The organism is Pseudoalteromonas sp. S4492 (assembly GCF_005886115.1).
Lineage (GTDB): Bacteria > Pseudomonadota > Gammaproteobacteria > Enterobacterales > Alteromonadaceae > Pseudoalteromonas > Pseudoalteromonas gelatinilytica.
Window position 1 is genome coordinate 258,584 of sequence record NZ_PNCP01000036.1, and the last position, 19,510, is coordinate 278,093.

At 41.4% G+C, this 19,510-nt stretch carries 19 protein-coding genes; 6 read left to right on the plus strand and 13 right to left on the minus strand.

Annotated elements, in window-relative coordinates; all coding sequences use genetic code 11:
* The first annotated feature begins 150 nt into the window (after positions 1 to 150).
* The 5 genes from CWC28_RS11720 (at position 151) to CWC28_RS11740 (ending at position 6,629) form a co-directional block, all read left to right on the plus strand.
* Complete coding sequence (locus CWC28_RS11720) at positions 151 to 732, plus strand: superoxide dismutase (RefSeq protein WP_054551537.1); 582 nt, start codon at positions 151 to 153, stop codon at positions 730 to 732.
* Positions 733 to 971: 239 nt separating this feature from the next.
* The gene (locus CWC28_RS11725) at positions 972 to 2,894 is read left to right on the plus strand and encodes a PrkA family serine protein kinase (protein ID WP_063705879.1); all 1,923 of its coding nucleotides are present in this window, start codon (positions 972 to 974) and stop codon (positions 2,892 to 2,894) included.
* Between the two features lie 26 nt (positions 2,895 to 2,920).
* Complete coding sequence (locus CWC28_RS11730) at positions 2,921 to 4,207, plus strand: YeaH/YhbH family protein (RefSeq protein WP_063705881.1); 1,287 nt, start codon at positions 2,921 to 2,923, stop codon at positions 4,205 to 4,207.
* A gap of 20 nt (positions 4,208 to 4,227) precedes the next feature.
* A complete protein-coding gene (locus CWC28_RS11735) occupies positions 4,228 to 5,742 on the plus strand; it encodes a SpoVR family protein (protein WP_063705883.1) in 1,515 nt (504 codons plus the stop codon).
* A 5-nt stretch (positions 5,743 to 5,747) separates the two neighbouring features.
* Positions 5,748 to 6,629, plus strand: coding sequence for a universal stress protein (locus CWC28_RS11740; protein ID WP_138625190.1), 882 nt, complete (start codon positions 5,748 to 5,750; stop codon positions 6,627 to 6,629).
* A 52-nt stretch (positions 6,630 to 6,681) separates the two neighbouring features.
* On the opposite strand, the gene CWC28_RS11745 is transcribed toward CWC28_RS11740, so the two are convergent.
* Positions 6,682 to 7,644, minus strand: a complete 963-nt coding sequence (locus CWC28_RS11745) for a sensor domain-containing diguanylate cyclase (RefSeq protein WP_063705887.1) — start codon at positions 7,642 to 7,644, stop codon at positions 6,682 to 6,684.
* A gap of 3 nt (positions 7,645 to 7,647) precedes the next feature.
* Entirely contained in the window at positions 7,648 to 8,652 is a 1,005-nt protein-coding gene (locus CWC28_RS11750; protein ID WP_138625191.1) for a response regulator, read from the minus strand.
* Positions 8,653 to 8,857: 205 nt separating this feature from the next.
* Here CWC28_RS11750 and tpx point away from each other — a divergent pair, with 205 nt between their 5' ends.
* On the plus strand, positions 8,858 to 9,439 hold the full coding sequence (tpx, locus tag CWC28_RS11755; protein WP_063705891.1) for a thiol peroxidase: 582 nt from the start codon (positions 8,858 to 8,860) through the stop codon (positions 9,437 to 9,439).
* 68 nt (positions 9,440 to 9,507) lie between these two features.
* Here the strand turns inward: tpx and adk are convergent, their stop codons facing one another.
* From adk to CWC28_RS22735, 11 genes are all read right to left on the minus strand, one after another.
* Positions 9,508 to 10,152 carry an adenylate kinase gene (adk, locus tag CWC28_RS11760; RefSeq protein WP_063705894.1) on the minus strand — a complete coding sequence of 215 codons (645 nt, stop codon included), beginning with the start codon at positions 10,150 to 10,152 and terminating at the stop codon, positions 9,508 to 9,510.
* 179 nt (positions 10,153 to 10,331) lie between these two features.
* Positions 10,332 to 12,245 (minus strand): molecular chaperone HtpG, encoded by a 1,914-nt coding sequence (gene htpG, locus CWC28_RS11765; protein ID WP_063705897.1) that lies wholly within the window; start codon positions 12,243 to 12,245, stop codon positions 10,332 to 10,334.
* 269 nt (positions 12,246 to 12,514) lie between these two features.
* On the minus strand, positions 12,515 to 13,312 hold the full coding sequence (locus tag CWC28_RS11770) for a hypothetical protein (RefSeq protein WP_063705899.1): 798 nt from the start codon (positions 13,310 to 13,312) through the stop codon (positions 12,515 to 12,517).
* A 134-nt stretch (positions 13,313 to 13,446) separates the two neighbouring features.
* Positions 13,447 to 14,055, minus strand: a complete 609-nt coding sequence (recR, locus tag CWC28_RS11775) for a recombination mediator RecR (protein WP_105173974.1) — start codon at positions 14,053 to 14,055, stop codon at positions 13,447 to 13,449.
* Between the two features lie 10 nt (positions 14,056 to 14,065).
* A complete protein-coding gene (locus tag CWC28_RS11780) occupies positions 14,066 to 14,392 on the minus strand; it encodes a YbaB/EbfC family nucleoid-associated protein (protein ID WP_054551547.1) in 327 nt (108 codons plus the stop codon).
* A gap of 59 nt (positions 14,393 to 14,451) precedes the next feature.
* Positions 14,452 to 16,884: a DNA polymerase III subunit gamma/tau gene (gene dnaX / locus CWC28_RS11785; protein ID WP_063705903.1), complete on the minus strand. Its 2,433-nt coding sequence runs from the start codon at positions 16,882 to 16,884 to the stop codon at positions 14,452 to 14,454.
* Positions 16,885 to 16,887: 3 nt separating this feature from the next.
* Complete coding sequence (gene apt / locus CWC28_RS11790; RefSeq protein WP_063705905.1) at positions 16,888 to 17,433, minus strand: adenine phosphoribosyltransferase; 546 nt, start codon at positions 17,431 to 17,433, stop codon at positions 16,888 to 16,890.
* Positions 17,434 to 17,581: 148 nt separating this feature from the next.
* Positions 17,582 to 17,704 carry a hypothetical protein gene (locus CWC28_RS22655; protein WP_254907726.1) on the minus strand — a complete coding sequence of 41 codons (123 nt, stop codon included), beginning with the start codon at positions 17,702 to 17,704 and terminating at the stop codon, positions 17,582 to 17,584.
* A gap of 85 nt (positions 17,705 to 17,789) precedes the next feature.
* Complete coding sequence (locus CWC28_RS11795; protein ID WP_063706196.1) at positions 17,790 to 18,533, minus strand: HvfC family RiPP maturation protein; 744 nt, start codon at positions 18,531 to 18,533, stop codon at positions 17,790 to 17,792.
* Between the two features lie 7 nt (positions 18,534 to 18,540).
* Positions 18,541 to 19,404, minus strand: a complete 864-nt coding sequence (locus CWC28_RS11800) for an HvfB family MNIO-type RiPP peptide maturase (protein ID WP_138625192.1) — start codon at positions 19,402 to 19,404, stop codon at positions 18,541 to 18,543.
* Between the two features lie 54 nt (positions 19,405 to 19,458).
* Positions 19,459 to 19,510, minus strand: a 52-nt coding sequence (locus CWC28_RS22735) for an HvfA family oxazolone/thioamide-modified RiPP metallophore (RefSeq protein ID WP_502704932.1), incomplete at its 5' end; no start/stop codon positions are given.

Below are 19,510 nucleotides of genomic sequence, written 5' to 3' on the forward strand. Positions count from 1 at the left end.
AGCAATAGCATTGCTGTTTGCTAAAACTTGAGTAAAATACTCAACAATTATAGTAACACTATAATACCACTTGGTATAGGGAAGTACGCTGTTTACCTTGCTATTACCTATAACTGAGTGGACTATCAACCAAGAAGATGGAGATAAAAAATGGCATTTGAACTACCGTCACTACCATACGCAATCGATGCATTAGAGCCACATATTTCAAAAGAGACTCTAGAGTTTCACCACGGTAAACACCACAACACTTACGTTGTGAAATTAAACGGTCTGATCCCAGGCACAGAATTCGAAAACAAATCTCTAGAAGAAATCGTATGTTCTTCAGAAGGTGGCGTATTTAACAATGCTGCACAAATCTGGAACCACACGTTCTACTGGAACAGCCTATCTCCAAACGGTGGTGGCGAGCCTACAGGCGCAATCGCTGACGCGATCAACGCTAAATGGGGTTCTTTCGACGCATTCAAAGAAGCGTTAAACGACAAAGCAGTTAACAACTTCGGTTCTAGCTGGACTTGGTTAGTTAAACTAGCTGACGGCACACTTGATATCGTTAACACATCAAATGCTGCAACGCCATTAACTGATGAAGGTGTTACACCAATCCTAACTGTGGATCTTTGGGAACACGCTTACTACATCGATTACCGTAACGTTCGTCCAGATTACCTAAAAGGTTTCTGGGCATTAGTTAACTGGGACTTCGCGAACGCTAACTTCGCTTAATCTTCTGTTACTAGCAGTAATCAAAAAAAGACGCTTCGGCGTCTTTTTTATTGCCAGTGCACGCCCCTTCTAAGTCGCAGCCAAGCCCTCAGCCAAAAAGCGTAATCAAGATGAGCTTTTTTCAATTAAATTCTTAATTTTCTTGCGCAAAAATTCAAAATCGTGACTAAGCTTTAATTAGCCTTTGCTTTTCTCTTAATCTAATTACACGTCATTTTAGCGGGTTTTCGGAGGTCTCTATGAGTATTTTTGAGCATTACCAATCACGATACGAAGCAGCGCAAGAAGAAGAATACAGTATTGAGGAATTTCTCGAGATCTGTAAGAAGGATAAATCAGCTTATGCCAGCGCACCAGAGCGGCTATTAATGGCCATCGGTGAGCCGGAGATTATCGACACTTCAACCGATGCGCGCTTAAGCAGGCTGTTTTCTAATCGCGTAGTCGCACGCTACCCTGCATTTCACGATTTTTATGGTATGGAAGATGCCATTGAGCAAATCGTCTCTTATTTAAAACATGCTGCGCAAGGCTTAGAAGAATGTAAGCAAGTACTGTATTTACTTGGCCCGGTAGGTGGTGGTAAATCATCCATTGCTGAAAAGCTTAAATACTTAATGCAGCAGGTACCTATTTATTCGATTAAAGGCTCGCCTGTTAACGACCACCCTTTAGCGTTATTTGACCCAAATGAAGACGCTGAGCTTTTAGAAAAAGAATACGGCATTAAACCGCGTTATTTAAAAACGGTGATGTCACCGTGGGCTGCAAAACGCTTAAGTGAATTTAATGGTGATATTAGCCAATTCAGAGTGGTTAAGCGCTACCCATCTATTTTAAATCAAGTTGCGATTGCTAAAACCGAGCCGGGCGATGAAAACAACCAAGACATTTCAGCGCTAGTCGGTAAAGTCGATATTCGCCAGCTTGAACACTTTGCGCAAAACGACCCTGATGCGTATGCCTATTCAGGTGCGCTTTGTTTAGCAAATCAAGGCTTAATGGAGTTTGTGGAAATGTTTAAAGCGCCAATCAAGGTGCTACACCCACTACTTACAGCCACGCAAGAAGGTAACTACAACGGCACAGAAGGTATCAGTGCCCTGCCGTTTAGCGGCATGATTTTAGCTCACTCAAATGAATCTGAGTGGCAAACATTTAAAAACAACAAAAACAATGAAGCATTTTTAGACCGTGTTTACATCGTCAAAGTGCCTTACTGTTTACGTGTTTCTGAAGAAGTTAAGATTTACAATAAATTGCTTGAAAACAGTGAATTACATGATGCCCCTTGTGCACCGGGCACATTAAAAACACTGGCACAATTTACCACCCTTTCTCGTATGAAAGAGCCTGAAAACTCAAGTATTTATTCAAAAATGCGCGTCTATGATGGTGAAAGCTTAAAAGACACCGACCCGAAAGCGAAGTCGTATCAAGAGTACCGCGACTACGCGGGTGTTGATGAAGGCATGACCGGGCTCTCTACCCGCTTTGCGTTTAAAATTCTATCGCGAGTGTTTAACTTCGATACCACTGAAGTGGCGGCCAACCCAGTGCACTTATTCTATGTTCTTGAGCAGCAAATAGAGCGTGAGCAATTTACCGCCGACGTTGAAGAGCGTTACTTAAGCCACTTAAAAGGGTATCTCATTCCTCAGTACGTGGAGTTTATTGGTAAAGAGTTACAAACGGCCTACTTAGAATCGTACTCTGAATATGGGCAAAACATCTTTGACCGCTACGTGACGTATGCTGATTTCTGGATCCAAGATCAAGAATACCGCGACCCAGATACTGGCCAGCTATTTGACCGTGCTGCACTTAACGCAGAGCTTGAGAAGATTGAAAAACCTGCGGGTATTTCAAACCCTAAAGATTTCCGTAATGAAATAGTCAATTTCGTACTACGTGCGCGTGCGCACAACCAAGGCAAGAATCCGCTTTGGACCAGCTACGAAAAACTTCGCACGGTTATTGAGAAGAAAATGTTCTCAAATACCGAAGATCTGCTGCCGGTTATTTCCTTCAATGCGAAAACCTCTGCTGAAGATCAGAAAAAACACGAAGACTTTGTCAATCGTATGGTTGAGAAAGGCTATACCCAAAAACAAGTACGTTTACTTTCTGAATGGTATTTACGCGTTAGAAAATCGCAGTAAAAAACGTTTGTTTTAAGGGGGTTGTTATGGCGCATTTTATTGACCGACGCCTGAATGGAAAAAACAAAAGTACCTTGAATCGTCAACGGTTCATCAGGCGTTATAAAAAACAGATTAAAGAAGCGGTATCTGATGCCATTAATAAGCGTAGCGTAACCGATACCACTAGCGGCGAGAGTATCTCGATTCCGCAACGTGATATCAGTGAGCCTATTTTTCATCAAGGACGTGGTGGCGACCGTGAACAGATCCACCCTGGTAATGACCAATTCTCTACGGGCGACAGAATCAAGCGCCCGCAAGGAGGCGGTCAAGGGGGAGGCAGTGGCGAAGGTGAAGCCAGTGACTCTGGTGAAGGACAAGACGACTTTGTATTCTCTATTTCAAAAGATGAATACCTAGACTTATTGTTCGAAGACCTTGAACTACCTAATCTGCAACAAAACCAGCTCGATAAACTGGTGCAAATGAAAACCCATCGTGCTGGTTTTTGTAACGACGGCATGCCCAGTAATATTGATATTGTTCGTTCATTACAAGGTTCACTCGCCCGCAGGGTGGCAATGACCGCAGGCAAAAAACGTCACCTTGCAGAGCTTGAAGGACAACTCGCGTTACTCAAAGCAGAAGAGCAGCCTAATAAAGCGGCCATCGCTTTACTTGAACGCCAAATTGAGGAGCTGCAAAGTCGCATTAAAGCGGTGCCTTTTATTGATAATTACGACTTACGTTTTCGTAACTATGAAAAACGACCACACCCTACAAGCAAAGCCGTGATGTTTTGTTTAATGGATGTGTCAGGCTCGATGGATCAAGCCACCAAAGACATGGCAAAACGCTTTTATATTTTACTGTATCAATTTTTAACCCGTAGCTACAAAAATATAGAGGTAGTCTACATTCGTCATCATACCCAAGCGAAAGAAGTCGATGAGCAAGAGTTTTTCTATTCTCAAGAAACGGGTGGCACCATCGTTTCAAGTGCATTGAAACTGATGAACGAAATCATCGCCGAGCGTTATAACCCTGAAGAGTGGAACATTTACGCAGCACAAGCCTCTGATGGCGATAACTGGGCCGATGACTCGCCAAACTGTGGCGAAATTTTACGTAATAAACTGTTAAAGGCGGTGCGCTATTACGCCTATATTGAAATTACCGCCCGTGCTCATCAAAGCTTATGGCGTGAGTATCAATCGATAGCACAAACCCACGACAATTTTGCCATGCAACACATTCGTGGCGTTGAGGACATTTACCCAATTTTCCGTGAATTATTTAAAAAGAATCGTCAGCAGCAAGGCGTCGCATAGCCTTGCGAGTGAGGTAAAGTATGGCCGATAAACGTATTAGCGACGGTCCTGATTGGACATTTGATTTATTAGCAGAGTATCAAACTGAGATTGAACGGGTAGCGAAAATTTATAAACTCGATACCTACCCAAATCAAATTGAGGTGATCACTGCTGAACAAATGATGGATGCCTATTCGAGTGTGGGTATGCCGATTGGCTATAGCCACTGGTCGTATGGTAAAAAATTCATTCAAACAGAACAAAACTATAAACGTGGGCAAATGGGTCTTGCTTATGAGATTGTGATTAACTCAGATCCGTGTATTGCTTATTTAATGGAAGAAAACACCCTGCCAATGCAAGCCTTGGTAATGGCGCACGCTTGCTATGGCCACAATTCATTTTTTAAAGGTAATTACCTTTTTAAAACTTGGACTGATGCCAGTTCAATCATCGATTACTTATTATTTGCCAAAAATTATATTGCTAAATGCGAAGAAAAATACGGCATCAATGAAGTTGAGAATCTCATCGACTCATGCCATGCGTTAATGAATTACGGTGTGGACCGCTACAAACGCCCGCAACGTATTTCACTGTACGAAGAACAAAAGCGCCAGCAAGAACGTGAAGATTACTTACAATCGCAAGTCAACGAGTTGTGGCGCACAATCCCTACTTCGCAGCAAGAATCAAAAAAACGTGAGCGCCGCTTCCCTGCTGAGCCACAAGAAAACATTTTATATTTCATCGAAAAAAATGCGCCGCTGCTTGAGTCATGGCAGCGTGAAGTAATTCGTATTGTGCGTAAAATTTCGCAATATTTTTACCCCCAAAAACAAACTCAAGTGATGAATGAGGGCTGGGCTACGTTTTGGCATTACACCATTTTGAACCACCTGTACGATGAAGGTAAGCTCACCGATGCCTTTATGCTCGAGTTTTTACAAAGCCACACCAATGTAGTGTATCAACCGCCCTACAACAGCAATTATTATTCAGGGATCAACCCTTATGCTCTTGGCTTTAATATGATGGTTGATATTCGCCGTATTTGCGAAAACCCAACCGAAGAAGACAAGAAATGGTTTCCGGAGTATGCCGGCAGTGATTGGTTAGAAACCCTGCACTTTGCAATGCAAAACTTTAAAGACGAGAGCTTTATTAGCCAGTTTTTATCGCCAAAAATTATCCGTGATTTTAAGCTCTTTACCATTATTGATCATGAAAAAGAGCCAACCCTAAATGTCGGCGCTATTCATGATGAAATGGGCTATCACAAGGTTCGTGAAACGCTCTCTGCACAATATAACTTAAGTAATCACGAACCAAACATTCAAGTCTATAACGTTGATATTAGAGGAGATCGTTCACTTACCCTGCGTTATGTACCCCATAACAATATTCCATTAGCGAAATCAAAAGATGAAGTACTAAAACACCTTTACAGGCTATGGGGCTTTAAGGTAAAACTGGAACAAGAAACCTCAACAGGTGAAGTTTCATTATTGGGTGAATGCCCAAGCAGTGATACCCGACACACAACAGAGTAGGCAAAATGGATAAAAAAATACTGGTGATCATCGACTCGATAGCCGATGCTAAAACGTCAATATTACACGCAAAACAAAAAGCCAAAGGAGTGAAGCATATTGATATCGTCGCCTTTAGCTATGAAGACACCAACAGTATTTTATATTCTATTCCACCCGATGAAGCGCTCGCTATTCAAGATAAAGAGCTCGCAAAAGTTCGTAATGCGCTAAGCCCTCTTATTAGCGAGCATTTAGACGCTAGCAGCTATACGTTGCAAACACTGTGGCATGAAAACCCAGTGCAGTGGCTTGCCAATGAACTTGATACGTCAGATTATGAAATGCTGATTAAAACTCGCCATATTGACGAACAAACGCAATTTACAGAGCTTGACTGGCAACTTATTCGCTTTAGCCCGTTACCACTTTATTTAGCTGCTGATAACAAATGGCGAAACAATACCAATGTGTTAGCTGCGCTTGATTTGGGCAGCGAAAAAGCAACCAAATACCGCTTAAACGAAGCGATTATTAAAGCGGGATTAGCCTATGCTAATGACTACAACAGCGAGTTTTATGCCTGTTATACCGTGCATGTATCGCCGTTTTTACGTGATTTGGGGATTGTATTTTCAGATGAGCAAGTCATTAATGCATTCGAGAAGCTACCGATAGCGCAGCGTGCCTTAATTGAAGCACATGACTTAAAAGATAAACTTGAGATTAAAGCGGGTGTCGTTGAGCAAGTGATCCCAAGTATTGCAGCAAAATTAAATGCCGATTTAGTGATTATGGGCTCGGTAGGTAATACCGGTATTAAAGGTCATTTAATTGGTAATACCGCAGAAAAGGTTATGAAACTACTTAAAACGGATATTCTCGTTTTACCGCCGCTTGGTGTTTAACCGGTATTACTTAATAGAATTGTTATGAAAAAGGGGCTTATTAGCCCCTTCTTTATAAATCTGTATAAGCTGTCACCCTGTTACGGCCATTTTCTTTAGAGTGATACAAGGCTTTGTCTGCCGCTTCAACCCATTTTTCGTAACGATCAAATTTCTCGTCAAAGCACGCAAAACCGATGCTAACCGTCAGTTGAATTTGTTTGCCACCAAAGTAAATCGATGAATTCTCAATCAGCGTTCTTAATCGCTCAGCGAAGATATGCGCTCCTTCATGATCAGTATCGAGCAAGGTTACCGCAAACTCTTCCCCACCGTAGCGTCCTGCTAAGTCTGTTTCACGTAGAGTTTTACGAAGCAAGTCTGCAATATGACGCAACGCCTCATCCCCACCGCGGTGACCATGTTCATCATTGACCTTTTTAAAGTGATCAATATCGAACATCAATAAGGTGCTGCACCCGCCACTACGAACAATACGCATATATTCTTTGCGTAACTTTTCTTCCCAATAACCGCGATTGGTAAGCTTGGTAAGTGCATCAGTGCGGCTCATTTGTTCAAGCTTGCTGTTGGCTTCTTCTAGCTCTTTTTTATTCACTGCTTCATCGGTCACATCATAAATAATGATACAAATATGCGACACTTCGCCTGTGGTCGTCGTCAGTGGTATAAAGGTGGCATTTTGATACATATGATCCGCTTTACCTGTAATTGGGCGGTAATTTTTAAAGCGGAAAATATACGGCTGCTGCTCCCAGATAGTAAACGAGCGATTATTTAGGATGAACACAGACTCTGATTTGCTGCGGAACCACTTTTCATCGATTGATGGAAATAAGTCGAACAGATCTTTGTCTTTCACCGCACTGGGTAGCAAGCCTGAATGGTTTTCCATAAACCCATTCCATATGCACACTTTATAGTCTCTATCGAGCACTACTAGGCCTACATCAACGGTATTAAACATATCCATTAACCAATGGAGTTCATTCATATTAAAATCGGCTGCAGGCATAGTCTAGTCTTCTAATAAATAAGCTACTTTGTACTTAAGGGTTTTTAATGAGTCCTCGGTGAACAGCAACATCAAATCACAGTTGATATTGTGATTTTCGATGCCATAGCTGATCTCAATCGCCAGCGTTCGTTGCCAGCGAGATTTATTGGCTTTTACTAAATCGGTCACATCACAATGCTGGCCAAGTACCACCGGATGACCTTGGCTAAAACGCATATCGAGCTGTTTTGAAAGCCCTGATAGTATTGCACCTATCAGAATGTTGCTGACATCCATCAACAGCTCAAGCTCAACTTTATCGTTAAGCTCACCTTCGTAATTCATTAGTGATGCAATTTCTTTAAAGCTTGAATCATTTAGCAGTAATAAGGCTTCACCAGACACACCGCCGCCAATAAATCCTTGGCATACACCTGATGTCGTTGCGTTAGCATCAATTGAGCGTAGAGCCATATCTAGCTCATTTACTTCTAATACATTTACATTAGGGATTGGAAGTTTTACGAATACATTAAGAAGACGCGCTAATAAGTCCCCTGCTTGCCCCATAGCCACGTTTGTGAGTTCTTGATAGATGTCACGTACATCAGGGTCAACTTGCTCACCTAGCTTATTAGCAAGTCGTTCACGCATGGCTTTGTCTTTAATGCCATAATGCTCGATGATATTGGCAAGCTTTTCTGCAGAACACGGTTTTTGAATAAAATCGATAGCACCTAACTCAAGCACACGTTGATGGGCGTTAGGCTGGATATCACCAGAAACAACGACAGTAAGCACATGAAGGCCTTGATCTTGAATGGCTTGAAGTACTTCGTAACCATCCATTTCAGGCATGTTTAAATCGAGAAATAGAATTTCTGGCTGGAGTTTTTTGATTTGCTCAATACAGTGCACACCGTCCTCAGCAAACTCAACTTTAATATCCCAATCATCGGGTAAAGAGCGCGCTAATTGTCGACGAGCTAACTTTGAATCATCACAAACTAATACCGATGTTGACATACTCTCTCTCTAAATCCGTACTTTTTAACTAGACACAAATTTGACTAGTAACTTTATTCTTATTTTTATATATAAAAAATAGGGTCACGAACACATGTTAATCAAACTATTGGTTATTTACAATTTTAAATTGTACTAATCCTTGGACCGACTCCTTGAGTATAATACACTGATGTTAAATGCGTTAATTTGAAGGAATCTTATTATGTTACGTCCACTTATATTTGCACTTGGTGCAGTATGCACGTTTAGTTATGCGGGTGATTTATCAGAAAATAGTTTAGATGCTGGTAAGGTTTCTGCGCAGTCAAAGCCTGTCACCTTACTAGGACAAGGTGTTGAAGTTGGTCAAAATGCACCTAATTTTAAAGTAGTAGATGGTAGCTTTACACCCGTCACACTAGACAACTACCAAGGCCAAGCGGTGCTTTTAAGCGTAGTGCCAAGTTTAGACACCGGTGTATGCAGTATTCAAACCAAACACTTTAATGAAAAGGTAGCTTCAGAATACCCAAGTGTAGCCATGCTTACTCTAAGCGCTGACTTACCATTTGCTCAAAAACGTTTTTGTAAAGCAGAGAATATCGACAAAGTGGTGACTTTATCGGATTCTGTATGGCATGACTTTGGTAAGAACTACGGTTTGATTATCAAGGATATGGGCCTACTAACCCGTGCGGTATTTGTATTAGATAAAGAGCATAAAATCGTTTACAAACAGCTCGTTGATAACCTTTCAAAAGAGCCTGATTACGACAGCGCTATTGCTGCGTTGAAAAAACTGTAAAAACTCAATATCAACTCGCATAAAAAAACCGCCCAAATGGCGGTTTTTTCATATCTGCAATTAGGCTATTAACCTAAAAGCTCACCAAGTTGTTGGCTAACAGCTTCAACAGCTTGTGTACCGTCTAACTTGTGGTACTGAGTGTTGCCTGCTGTTGCTTCAGCTTGGTAGTAATCAACTAATGGTTTAGTTTGGTCGTGGTAGATACCTAAACGCTTACGCACTGTTTCTTCAGTGTCGTCATCACGAATGATAAGGTCTTCACCTGTGATATCATCTTTGCCATCAACTTTTGGTGGATTATAAACAACGTGATAAACACGACCAGAACCTGGGTGTACGCGACGGCCGCCCATACGCTCAACAATGATTTCGTCAGCAACGTCAAACTCGATAACGTGATCAACAACCACACCATTCTCTTTCATTGCATCAGCTTGAGGGATCGTACGTGGGAAACCGTCTAGTAAGAAACCTTTTTCGCAATCTGGCTTAGCGATGCGCTCTTTAACTAGACCGATAATAATTTCGTCAGATACTAATTGACCTGCATCCATTACTTTTTTAGCTTCAAGACCAAGTGGTGTACCTTCTTTGATTGCTGCACGCAGCATATCGCCCGTAGAAATTTGTGGAATACCGTATTTGTCCATCAAAAACTGAGCTTGAGTACCTTTACCTGCACCCGGCGCGCCCAAAAGAATAATGCGCATATCATTGTCCTCTGTGTGATACTAATCTTAAAAATGGTCGATCAGTGGAGTTTTGTTTTTAGAGCCTGAATTCTTCCACAACTGAGGCTATACCTCAAGTAACTTATACCAATTGCCTATATTAGCAGCAATAAAAAAGGGAGCCTTGCTCCCTTTTTCAACTCATTCAGTTAAAACGCTTATTTGCTTAAATCTAGCATAAGTTTGTTCAAACGAGTTACAAAGCCTGCTGGGTCTTTTAACGTACCGCGCTCGGCCAGTAATGCTTGGTCAAGAAGTACATGTGACCACTGGGCAAACTTGTCTTCATCTTGTTCAACGTTTAAGTGTTTAACAAGCTGATGCTCAGGGTTAAGCTCAAAAATTGGCTTTTGCTCAGGTACAGTTTGACCTACAGACTCCATTAGCTTTTGCATTTGCGAGCTCATATCATGCTCATCAGCAACAACACAAGCTGGTGAGTCTGTTAAACGATGCGTAAAGCGTACATCTTTAACATTATCACCTAACGCAGTTTTAATACGCTCAACTAGGCCAGCAACTTCTTTTTCTGACTCTTCTTGCGCTTTTTTCGTGTCTTCGTCATCCATGTTGCCTAAATCTAAGTCACCACGGGTGATTGACTGGAATGATTTTTCGTTGAACTCAGTTAAGTAGCTCATCATCCACTCATCAACACGGTCGCTTAGTAGCAATACTTCGATGCCTTTCTTACGGAAGATCTCTAAATGTGGTGAGCTCTTCGCTGCTGCAAACGAATCTGCAACCACATAGTAGATTTTATCTTGCTCTGGCTTCATACGCTCAATGTATTGCTCAAGCGATACATTTTGTGTGCTTTCGTCAGTGTGTGTAGAAGCAAAACGCAATAGCTTAGCAATGGCTTCTTTGTTTGCCATATCTTCAGCTGGACCTTCTTTTAACACCTGACCAAATTCATTCCAGAACGTTTGGTAATCTTCTTCACGATTTTTCGCCATGCGCTCAAGCATTTTCAGTACACGCGATGTACAACCTTTACGGATTGCTTGCGTTACCTTGTTATCTTGTAAGATTTCACGCGACACGTTAAGTGGTAAGTCGTTTGAATCAAGCAGACCTTTTACAAAGCGAAGGTAACTTGGCATGAATTGCTCTGCGTCATCCATAATGAAAACGCGTTGTACGTATAGTTTTAAACCCGTTTGGCGGTCACGGTTCCATAAATCAAAAGGCGCTTTTTTAGGAATATATAACAAGCTCGTGTATTCAGTTTTACCTTCAACCTTGTTATGTGCCCAGCTTAACGGCTCTTCCCAATCATGGCCAATGTGCTTATAAAACTCTTTGTACTCTTCGTCTGTGACTTCTGACTTATCACGAGTCCATAGTGCTGTCGCGCGGTTAATACCTTCCCACTCGCCTGGCTGCGCAGGAATTTTTTCGCCATCTGGACCTTCTGACTCTGGTACTTCTGCTTTATACATTTCAACAGGAATCGAAATATGATCAGAGTATTTAGTTACGATGCTACGTAAACGGAACTCATCAGCAAATTCTGTTTCGTCTTCACGAAGGTGAAGAATAATTTCAGTACCGCGTGTTGGTTTCTCAATCTCTTGTAAGGTGTAATCGCCTTCACCTGCAGATTGCCATTCGATACCTTGGCTTTCACCTGCTTTACGCGTACGTACGGTTACTTTATCAGCAACGATAAATGCTGAGTAAAAACCCACACCAAATTGACCAATCAATTGTGAATCTTTGCTTTGGTCACCTGTTAGGTTCTGGAAAAATTCTGCGGTGCCTGATTTGGCAATCGTACCCAGTGAATTGATCACATCTTCACGGCTCATACCAATACCGTTATCAGTAATGGTGACCGTGTTTGCGTCTTTATCGGCGCTGATACGGACTTTCAAATCTGCATCGTTTTCGTATAAATCGCCATTAGAAAGCGCTAGGAAACGCAATTTATCTGCTGCATCTGACGCGTTTGATACAAGCTCACGTAGGAAAATCTCTTTATTAGAGTAAAGAGAGTGAATCATCAGGTTTAATAGTTGTTTGACTTCTGTTTGAAAGCCTAATGTTTCTTTTTGTGCTGCAGTCATTGTGTAAATCTCCAATTAACAAAGTGTCTAATCTGCACTATGACTCATATATGGGGCAGGCTTTTTGAACTTCAAGGCAAAAAATTAAATTTGCGGGGAAAATTGAGGTTGCTCCATCTAATTAGCAACTTTCATATCGGCTATTACGAGTAAAACTTATCAATTATATTTAAGATATTAACATTGGAGGTTTCAATACTGATTCCAACCTAAAACAAGATCTCTAATTAATAAGTGATACTTAATCTATTAATGAATAAACAATTGCATCAAAAATATGAGCACTGAGTAGCAGGTAAGGTCTGTAATTCTTTGTTCGAGCGCAATACAGAAACGTTCAAATGAGAACACTCTTTAACTCTTCTTAAATTTTTTTCACCAAGAAAAGTCCACATAGCATGACTTGCTTCAAGATCATAATTTCGGTTCCCTAGCCAAGTATTTTCACCTTGACTATAAACTTTATATATAAATTCAGAAGGATACATTTTTCCATCAGAGTCAATATTAGACTTGAAGTAAGCAGTAAAATCCCCTTGCGAATTTAGAAACTTAAAGAACACTGGTTTGTTTGAATCTTTTAAGAAAACATCTAGCGAGGTTTGCACATCAGTAGGCGTAAGCTCAGCTCCTAATTCAACTAGCTTCTCATCAACTTTTTTAATTAGTACTTGTCTATCAATATTATTAGCTACTGATTTCTCAAAAGAATTTAACTCTAAAGAATGAATGTAATCTGAAAATTTACATTCATTAAATACACAGTTTCTCTGTGGCAATTCAATGTTAATATTATTTAATTTGATACTTTCTTTATTACTCAGTAACCAAGCGCCTTTGTAGTTAGACTCTGTAGTAACTGTGAAGAAATATTTTATGGTTAATTTATTCCCTTCATTTATACGCTCACCCTCAACCGTGAGTGTATCTTTAGCAGTGACCAAAAGTTTTAATGGGCATTCTTTGTAAAATTCAGGTTTCTGATTAACCAGATTGCATTTTGTATCTGTAGCAAATGCAACTGAAGAGAATGTATATAAAAAGCTAAGTGTTATCAGTATTTTCATTGTTTAAAATCCTTATCAAACCACTTAATAAGACAATACTACAATTAAAACACAAATTAAACCGTACCCACTTAAGTAACATCTTACAAACAAAAAAGCCTGCTTAAAGCAGGCTTTTGATACCATATCAGGTATTAGTTTTGGTTTACGGCGCGTCGTCCACTAAATGCATGCATTAGGGTCATGCCATCAAGTAAGTCGAGCTCACCACCAACAGGCACACCGTGAGCAATACGAGATGCACTCACTTGGTACTTGTGGCAAAGCTCAGCAATATAATGAGCGGTGGTTTCCCCCTCAACACTTGGATTTGTTGCGAGGATCACCTCATTAATACCGCCTTGTTGCAACTTGCTTTCAAGAATATCAAGGCCAATTTCTTTTGGTCCTATGCCATCAATTGGCGACAAGTGACCCATTAAAACAAAGTAAAGCCCTTGATATTGACCAGTTTGCTCAATAGCGAGTACATCGGTTGGTGATTCGACCACACACAATAAACCACTATCTTGGCGTTTAACACTTAAACAAATATCGCATACAGCTTGCTCTGTAAAAGTACGACAAGATTGACAATGCCCTACTTCATCCATTGCTTTGGTTAATGCATGACCAAGCTGTTTACCACCCTGACGGTCACGCTCAAGCAAATGAAAAGCGATGCGCTGTGCCGACTTAGGGCCTATGCCCGGCTGACATCTTAGCGCTTCAATTAGCTGTGTTAAACTAGGAGATAGTTGCATACAAAATCACTTAGAATGGCATTTTCATACCTGGTGGTAATTGCATACCGCCAGTTACTTTGCTCATGCGCTCTTGAGTTTCTTCAGCAACACGACGAACAGCATCATTACACGCTGCCGCTAATAAATCTTCGATCATGTCTTTGTCGTCTTCCATTAGGCTGTCATCTAATTCAACACGACGAACATTGTGGTTACCAAGCATAGTTACTTTAACTAGGCCTGCACCTGCTTCACCTACAACTTCAAGGTTTGCGATTTCTTCTTGGGCTTTTTGCATGCGCTCTTGCATTTGCTGCGCTTGCTTCATCATGTTACCCATTCCACCTTTAAACATAACTGTCTCTCTTTCTAAACTACTTTAATTGGCATGAAGATAAGGGCTATTGTAACTAATTACAATGCCTGAATACTGTTTTCATCGATTATAGCGCTAAATAACTGCTGAAATTGCACTATATTTTCATCGCTATTTATTACATCAATCGCTTGTTGATGACGTCCCGCATCAATTTTTTGTTGAATTAAATACGGTGAATCAATTACGCCATCAGCAAACTCGATACTAAGCTCAACATTATGGCCGTAAATTTCACTTAATGCGGCATTGAGCTTTTGTCTTAGCACAGCGCTATCTAAATGGCGCTGTGATGAATCAACTTCAATGTGCAGCTGATTATTCTGCTTGGTAAAGATTGAATGCAACGCAAATTGGCGCATGCGCCCACCCAGTCCCATGCGTTTTATTAAATACGCCCATTCATCTTGTTCGTGTGCAAATTTAATACTGCTGATCGGGCTTTCAAAATCATCGGGTACCGGAATACTAGCTTCTTCAACGACTGGCTCTGGCGCTTTTTGCGGATTGATCTGCTCAAGCAGCTCTGGCGCTAAATTTTCGGTGATTGTTTGATGCTTTTCTCTAAAGTCGACTTTTTTTACTTTATTAGTGCTCTCCCCCGTTTGCTGGGGGATGGGCTTTTTTACTTCAGCAGCCATTGCTTGCTGCTGAGGCTGAATATTGGTCGTGGCTTGGTTTTGTTGCCTGAGCGGCTCTACTACCGGCTTTGCTTCAGGCTGTGGCTCTGCTTTTACATCCGTTTGCGTCGCCGCACCACTTAAACGCCCGGCTCCTGAGATATTACGGTCTTGTAAAATACGTGCAATAGCCGATTGCGCTTGGCTTTGCTGCTGTTGCAATTGTGCAGGTGCAGTTTGCTGTTGCTGGGACGCAGCAGCTTCATTTGCTGTAAAGCCCTGATCATAGGCGCTATTCATCACATCATCGTATTGCGCAGCAAGTGATGGATCCATTTCTGCATCATCATCCATGTAATCTTGCGAAGAGTACTCTGGTGTAGAGTAAGCTTGTGAAGAATAATCAGCAGCAGGCATCTGTTCTGAATTACTTTGCTCTTGCTGTTGTGGCACTGGTTTAACGTCAGCGGCCATTGCAGTTTCAGCTGGTTGAGCAGATTGTTCTAAAGGCTTAGCTTCAACTTGCTGATCAGACTCTTGGCTTTGTGCCGTTTCTGCCCTAGCTGTTTGAATAGGTGCTGCTTGTGTTTGCTGAGCCTCTGAAGGCACAGGATTTGTATGCTCAGAGCTTTGCGTTACTGGTGCTTGGGCTGATGCAGCTTGTTCACGTTGCGCCGTTGATTTTTTTAAAATATCGCGCAGAGCACTGGCGCCTGTTGGCTTAACCTGCTGCTGGGTATTCGCTGGAGTTTGGCTTTGTGCAAATTGAGTAGGTTGGAATGCGAGCAGTCGCAACATGATCATTTCAAAGCCAAGTTTAGCATCGGGTGCCCATTGCAAATCCTTTTTACCATTTAATAGTAATTGGTAGTAAACCTGCATCTGCTGTGCATCAGTGGTTTGTGCCACCTGCTCAATAAAATCTCGGTTAGTATCATCAAGTGCCGCTGCACTAGGCACGAGTTGCACAAGTTGAATAAGATGCGTAAGTGCAATTAAATCGTCGAGCAAGGCTACAAAATTAGGGTTTCGGCTAACAACTGCTTTTACTTCTTGAAGTAATGCATCGCCATCTTGGCACAGTAACGCTGCTAACATGGTTTGGCTATATTGGGTATCCATCAAGCCAAGCATGGTTTGCACAGCCTGATGATTAATATTGCCATTGGTTTGCGCAATTGCTTGGTCTGTAAGGCTCAGTGCATCACGCATACTGCCGTCAGCTGCTTTCGCCAAAATAGACAGTGATTTATCGTCAAAACTTAGTTGTTCTTGATTAAGAACATGGGCAAGTTGATCATGAATTTCTGATTGCGACAAAGCATTTAAATTAAACTGTAAGCAACGCGATAAGATCGTCACAGGCAGTTTTTGCGGATCGGTTGTCGCTAATAAAAACTTCACATGCTCCGGGGGCTCTTCCAATGTTTTTAGTAAAGCATTGAAACTATGCTTTGACAGCATGTGAACTTCATCGATTAGGTATACCTTGTAACGTCCACGTGTTGGAGCGTATTGAACGTTATCAAGGATTTCGCGGGTATCTTCTACTTTAGTACGCGATGCCGCATCGATTTCTAATAAATCAATATAACGACCTGCTTCGATGTCAGTACAACTTGAACATTGGCCGCATGGCTCAGCAGAGATACCCTTATCGCAGTTGAGGCTTTTTGCGAATATACGTGCGATGGTTGTTTTACCCACCCCACGGGTTCCAGTAAAGAGATAAGCATGATGGAGTCTATTTTGTGTTAATGCATTAACTAATGCTTGTTTAACATGAGACTGCCCCACTAACTCGTGAAAGGTTTGTGGTCGCCATTTCCTTGCTAGAACCTGATAACTCATTAATTATTCGCCTTCGAATTCAACCAACTTTAAGATTTTGATGCCCATATCAGCAACACGTTGTTCACCACCCAGTTCAGGTAAAGAAACAACAAATGCAGCATCAGTTGCGTTACCGCCTAGCTTAGCGACTAATTTTGCCGTTGCTTCGATTGTGCCACCTGTAGCCAGTAAGTCGTCTACTAATAACACTTTATCGCCAGGGACAATTGCATCTGTATGAAGCTCAAGAGTATCTTCACCATACTCTAATTGGTAGCTTTGTGAAATCACTTCGCGAGGAAGTTTGCCCGGTTTACGAACTGGAATGAACGGAACACCAAGTGCATATGACAGTGGCGCACCAAAAATAAAGCCACGTGATTCAGTACCAATGATTTTTGTAAAACCTTGGTCTTTATATGCGGCAATAAAGCTGTCGATAGTTGCTTTAAATGCCTCAGCGTTAGCCATTAAAGTGGTTACATCGCGGAACATAATGCCCGGCTTAGGGTAATCAGCGATCGTTGCAATGCTCTGTTTGATGAGCGTTGAAGTTGCTTGAGTCATAATTATACTGCTCAAAAAGTTTATCTAACAAAGCTCGAGAGTATAACATCACCTTAGTAGAAAGTCGGTAGCAAGTTTCGAAATAATATAAGTAGCAATAAAAAAGGCTGCATAATGCAGCCTATTGTCTTAAATTTGCTTACGCAGATTAAGATAAAGAAGTGATCCAACCAAGGATAGCGTTAAGGCAGCCAATGCCACCGAATACAGCTAAAAACGCAATGAAATAAGTTGCATTGAACGGATCTTTAAAGTCTTTATCATTCGACATAGTTACTACCTTTATTTAAGCACGACAAAATAAGGCGGACATAATAGTCGAACTGCCCTCATCAATAAAGAGCTTTAGCCGATTTTTAAACCAATGTATTAGTCACCACAATGCCTCGTTCAGCCATGGCACTTAAGGTATTAAGCGCTCCTTGATAAAGCTGTTCTTGACTAAACTGAGGTGCATGCTCTGCAACTACTTGGCACACATGGTTTAAATCGATTCCTGGCTGAGATTCAATCATGTTTAGCAGTAACGCGGTCATCGCATTAGTTGATAAAAACTGCACTTCGTCATCGCTATCCCGATATACCACAAAATAGCTTGCCTCAGCTGCGGGCTCACTTGGTTGGTTATCCACACTGATGGTATGAACTGGAAAACGATAACTCAAATTGCGAGCAAGGGAGCTTAAATACAATGCAGAACTGGTGACTTGATGAGCCGATAAGTTCGTTTCGTTTTCCAGCTCCTTCGCAACCGACACATCGAGCTCAACCCACTCATAATGCGCCAGTTCTAACATGAACGCAGGATCATCACTTTGCATTTCATAGTCATCTGCAAGAAAGGCCAAAAACTCCCCGGCAATATCTAAAAAATAAGGCGATTTACAATTATGTTGACTAAAAAACTGCCTAACGAGTCTGTGCCACGCTTGCTCTGAATATAAACTTTTTAGAACAGGATAGGCAGAGCTGACAAACCCATCCACATTATTAAAAAATAAGTCGCGATAAACTGCCATACGGCGCTCTGAAACATCACTGGGCTTAGCATGTTGCTCAGGGTCGCGGATATGCGCCATAAACGCTTGCTGTACTTGCATAAAATGATTAGGCACTGTGTTTCACCGTTACTTGATTTTGCTTATTGGCTGTGTGCTGCAGTGTTTCAATGGTTTTAAGCTCTACTAATAACTCACTCATCGGCGGAATATTAAAATCACGTTCTAATAAGGTGGGAAATACCCCATGAACGTCATAAGCTTTTTCAAGCAATCGCCAAACAGGGTCAATGACAGGCGCACCATGGGTATCAACCAATAAATCTTCAGCTTCAGTATAATGACCCGCAACATGTCCATAGGCGATGCGCTTTGTTGGTAATGCAGCTAAAAACTGCTCAGCATCATAACCATGATTAATCGAATTAACGTAAATGTTATTCACATCAAGCAGTAATTGACAATCGGCTTCTTCTAACACTGCATTAGTGAACTCAAGTTCAGTCATTTGTTGGCCAGGCGCGCCATAGTAAGAGACATTTTCGATAGCAATTGGCTGCTCTAGAATATCTTGTACTTGCCTAATACGAGAGGCCACATGTTTAATAGCCTCTTCAGTAAACGGAATAGGCATTAAATCATACATATGCCCTTCACCAGAGCAGTAGCTTAAGTGCTCGCTGAATAAACGAATATTATGCTCTTTAAAGAAAGCTTTTAGCGATTGCACAAATTCAATATCAAGCGCTTCTGGTGAGCCAATTGATAACGATAAGCCATGACAAACAAAGGCGTGCTGTTCAGTAAGCTGTTTAAATTGTTTACCAAAACGCCCCCCAAGCTTTAGCCAATTTTCAGGCGCAACTTCTAAGAACTCAATGGGTTTAGGAACATCGATGAGCATTTCATCAAGCATTTCTCGGCGCAAACCTAATCCTATTTGCCCAAAATCTGCTGCTGATTTATTTAACATACTACCTCCTACTAAAAAGGGCCTTTACGGCCCTTTCAAAAGCTAAGTGAGCGTTTAGTGGTTAGAACCACATTTACCTTCGCCACACTTACCTTCTTTAGCTGCT

What these genes read in the sequence shown, in the direction of transcription:
- adk (WP_063705894.1), bottom strand. Translation starts at nt 10,152, where the DNA reads ATGCGCATTATTCTTTTGGGCGCGCCGGGTGCAGGTAAAGGTACTCAA.
- CWC28_RS11720 (WP_054551537.1), top strand. Translation starts at nt 151, where the DNA reads ATGGCATTTGAACTACCGTCACTACCATACGCAATCGATGCATTAGAG.
- CWC28_RS11740 (WP_138625190.1), top strand. Translation starts at nt 5,748, where the DNA reads ATGGATAAAAAAATACTGGTGATCATCGACTCGATAGCCGATGCTAAA.
- CWC28_RS11750 (WP_138625191.1), bottom strand. Translation starts at nt 8,652, where the DNA reads ATGTCAACATCGGTATTAGTTTGTGATGATTCAAAGTTAGCTCGTCGA.
- dnaX (WP_063705903.1), bottom strand. Translation starts at nt 16,884, where the DNA reads ATGAGTTATCAGGTTCTAGCAAGGAAATGGCGACCACAAACCTTTCAC.
- CWC28_RS11795 (WP_063706196.1), bottom strand. Translation starts at nt 18,533, where the DNA reads ATGCAAGTACAGCAAGCGTTTATGGCGCATATCCGCGACCCTGAGCAA.
- CWC28_RS11770 (WP_063705899.1), bottom strand. Translation starts at nt 13,312, where the DNA reads ATGAAAATACTGATAACACTTAGCTTTTTATATACATTCTCTTCAGTT.
- tpx (WP_063705891.1), top strand. Translation starts at nt 8,858, where the DNA reads ATGTTACGTCCACTTATATTTGCACTTGGTGCAGTATGCACGTTTAGT.
- recR (WP_105173974.1), bottom strand. Translation starts at nt 14,055, where the DNA reads ATGCAACTATCTCCTAGTTTAACACAGCTAATTGAAGCGCTAAGATGT.
- CWC28_RS11780 (WP_054551547.1), bottom strand. Translation starts at nt 14,392, where the DNA reads ATGTTTAAAGGTGGAATGGGTAACATGATGAAGCAAGCGCAGCAAATG.
- CWC28_RS11800 (WP_138625192.1), bottom strand. Translation starts at nt 19,404, where the DNA reads ATGTTAAATAAATCAGCAGCAGATTTTGGGCAAATAGGATTAGGTTTG.
- CWC28_RS11735 (WP_063705883.1), top strand. Translation starts at nt 4,228, where the DNA reads ATGGCCGATAAACGTATTAGCGACGGTCCTGATTGGACATTTGATTTA.
- htpG (WP_063705897.1), bottom strand. Translation starts at nt 12,245, where the DNA reads ATGACTGCAGCACAAAAAGAAACATTAGGCTTTCAAACAGAAGTCAAA.
- CWC28_RS11725 (WP_063705879.1), top strand. Translation starts at nt 972, where the DNA reads ATGAGTATTTTTGAGCATTACCAATCACGATACGAAGCAGCGCAAGAA.
- CWC28_RS11745 (WP_063705887.1), bottom strand. Translation starts at nt 7,644, where the DNA reads ATGCCTGCAGCCGATTTTAATATGAATGAACTCCATTGGTTAATGGAT.
- CWC28_RS22655 (WP_254907726.1), bottom strand. Translation starts at nt 17,704, where the DNA reads ATGTCGAATGATAAAGACTTTAAAGATCCGTTCAATGCAACTTATTTC.
- apt (WP_063705905.1), bottom strand. Translation starts at nt 17,433, where the DNA reads ATGACTCAAGCAACTTCAACGCTCATCAAACAGAGCATTGCAACGATC.
- CWC28_RS11730 (WP_063705881.1), top strand. Translation starts at nt 2,921, where the DNA reads ATGGCGCATTTTATTGACCGACGCCTGAATGGAAAAAACAAAAGTACC.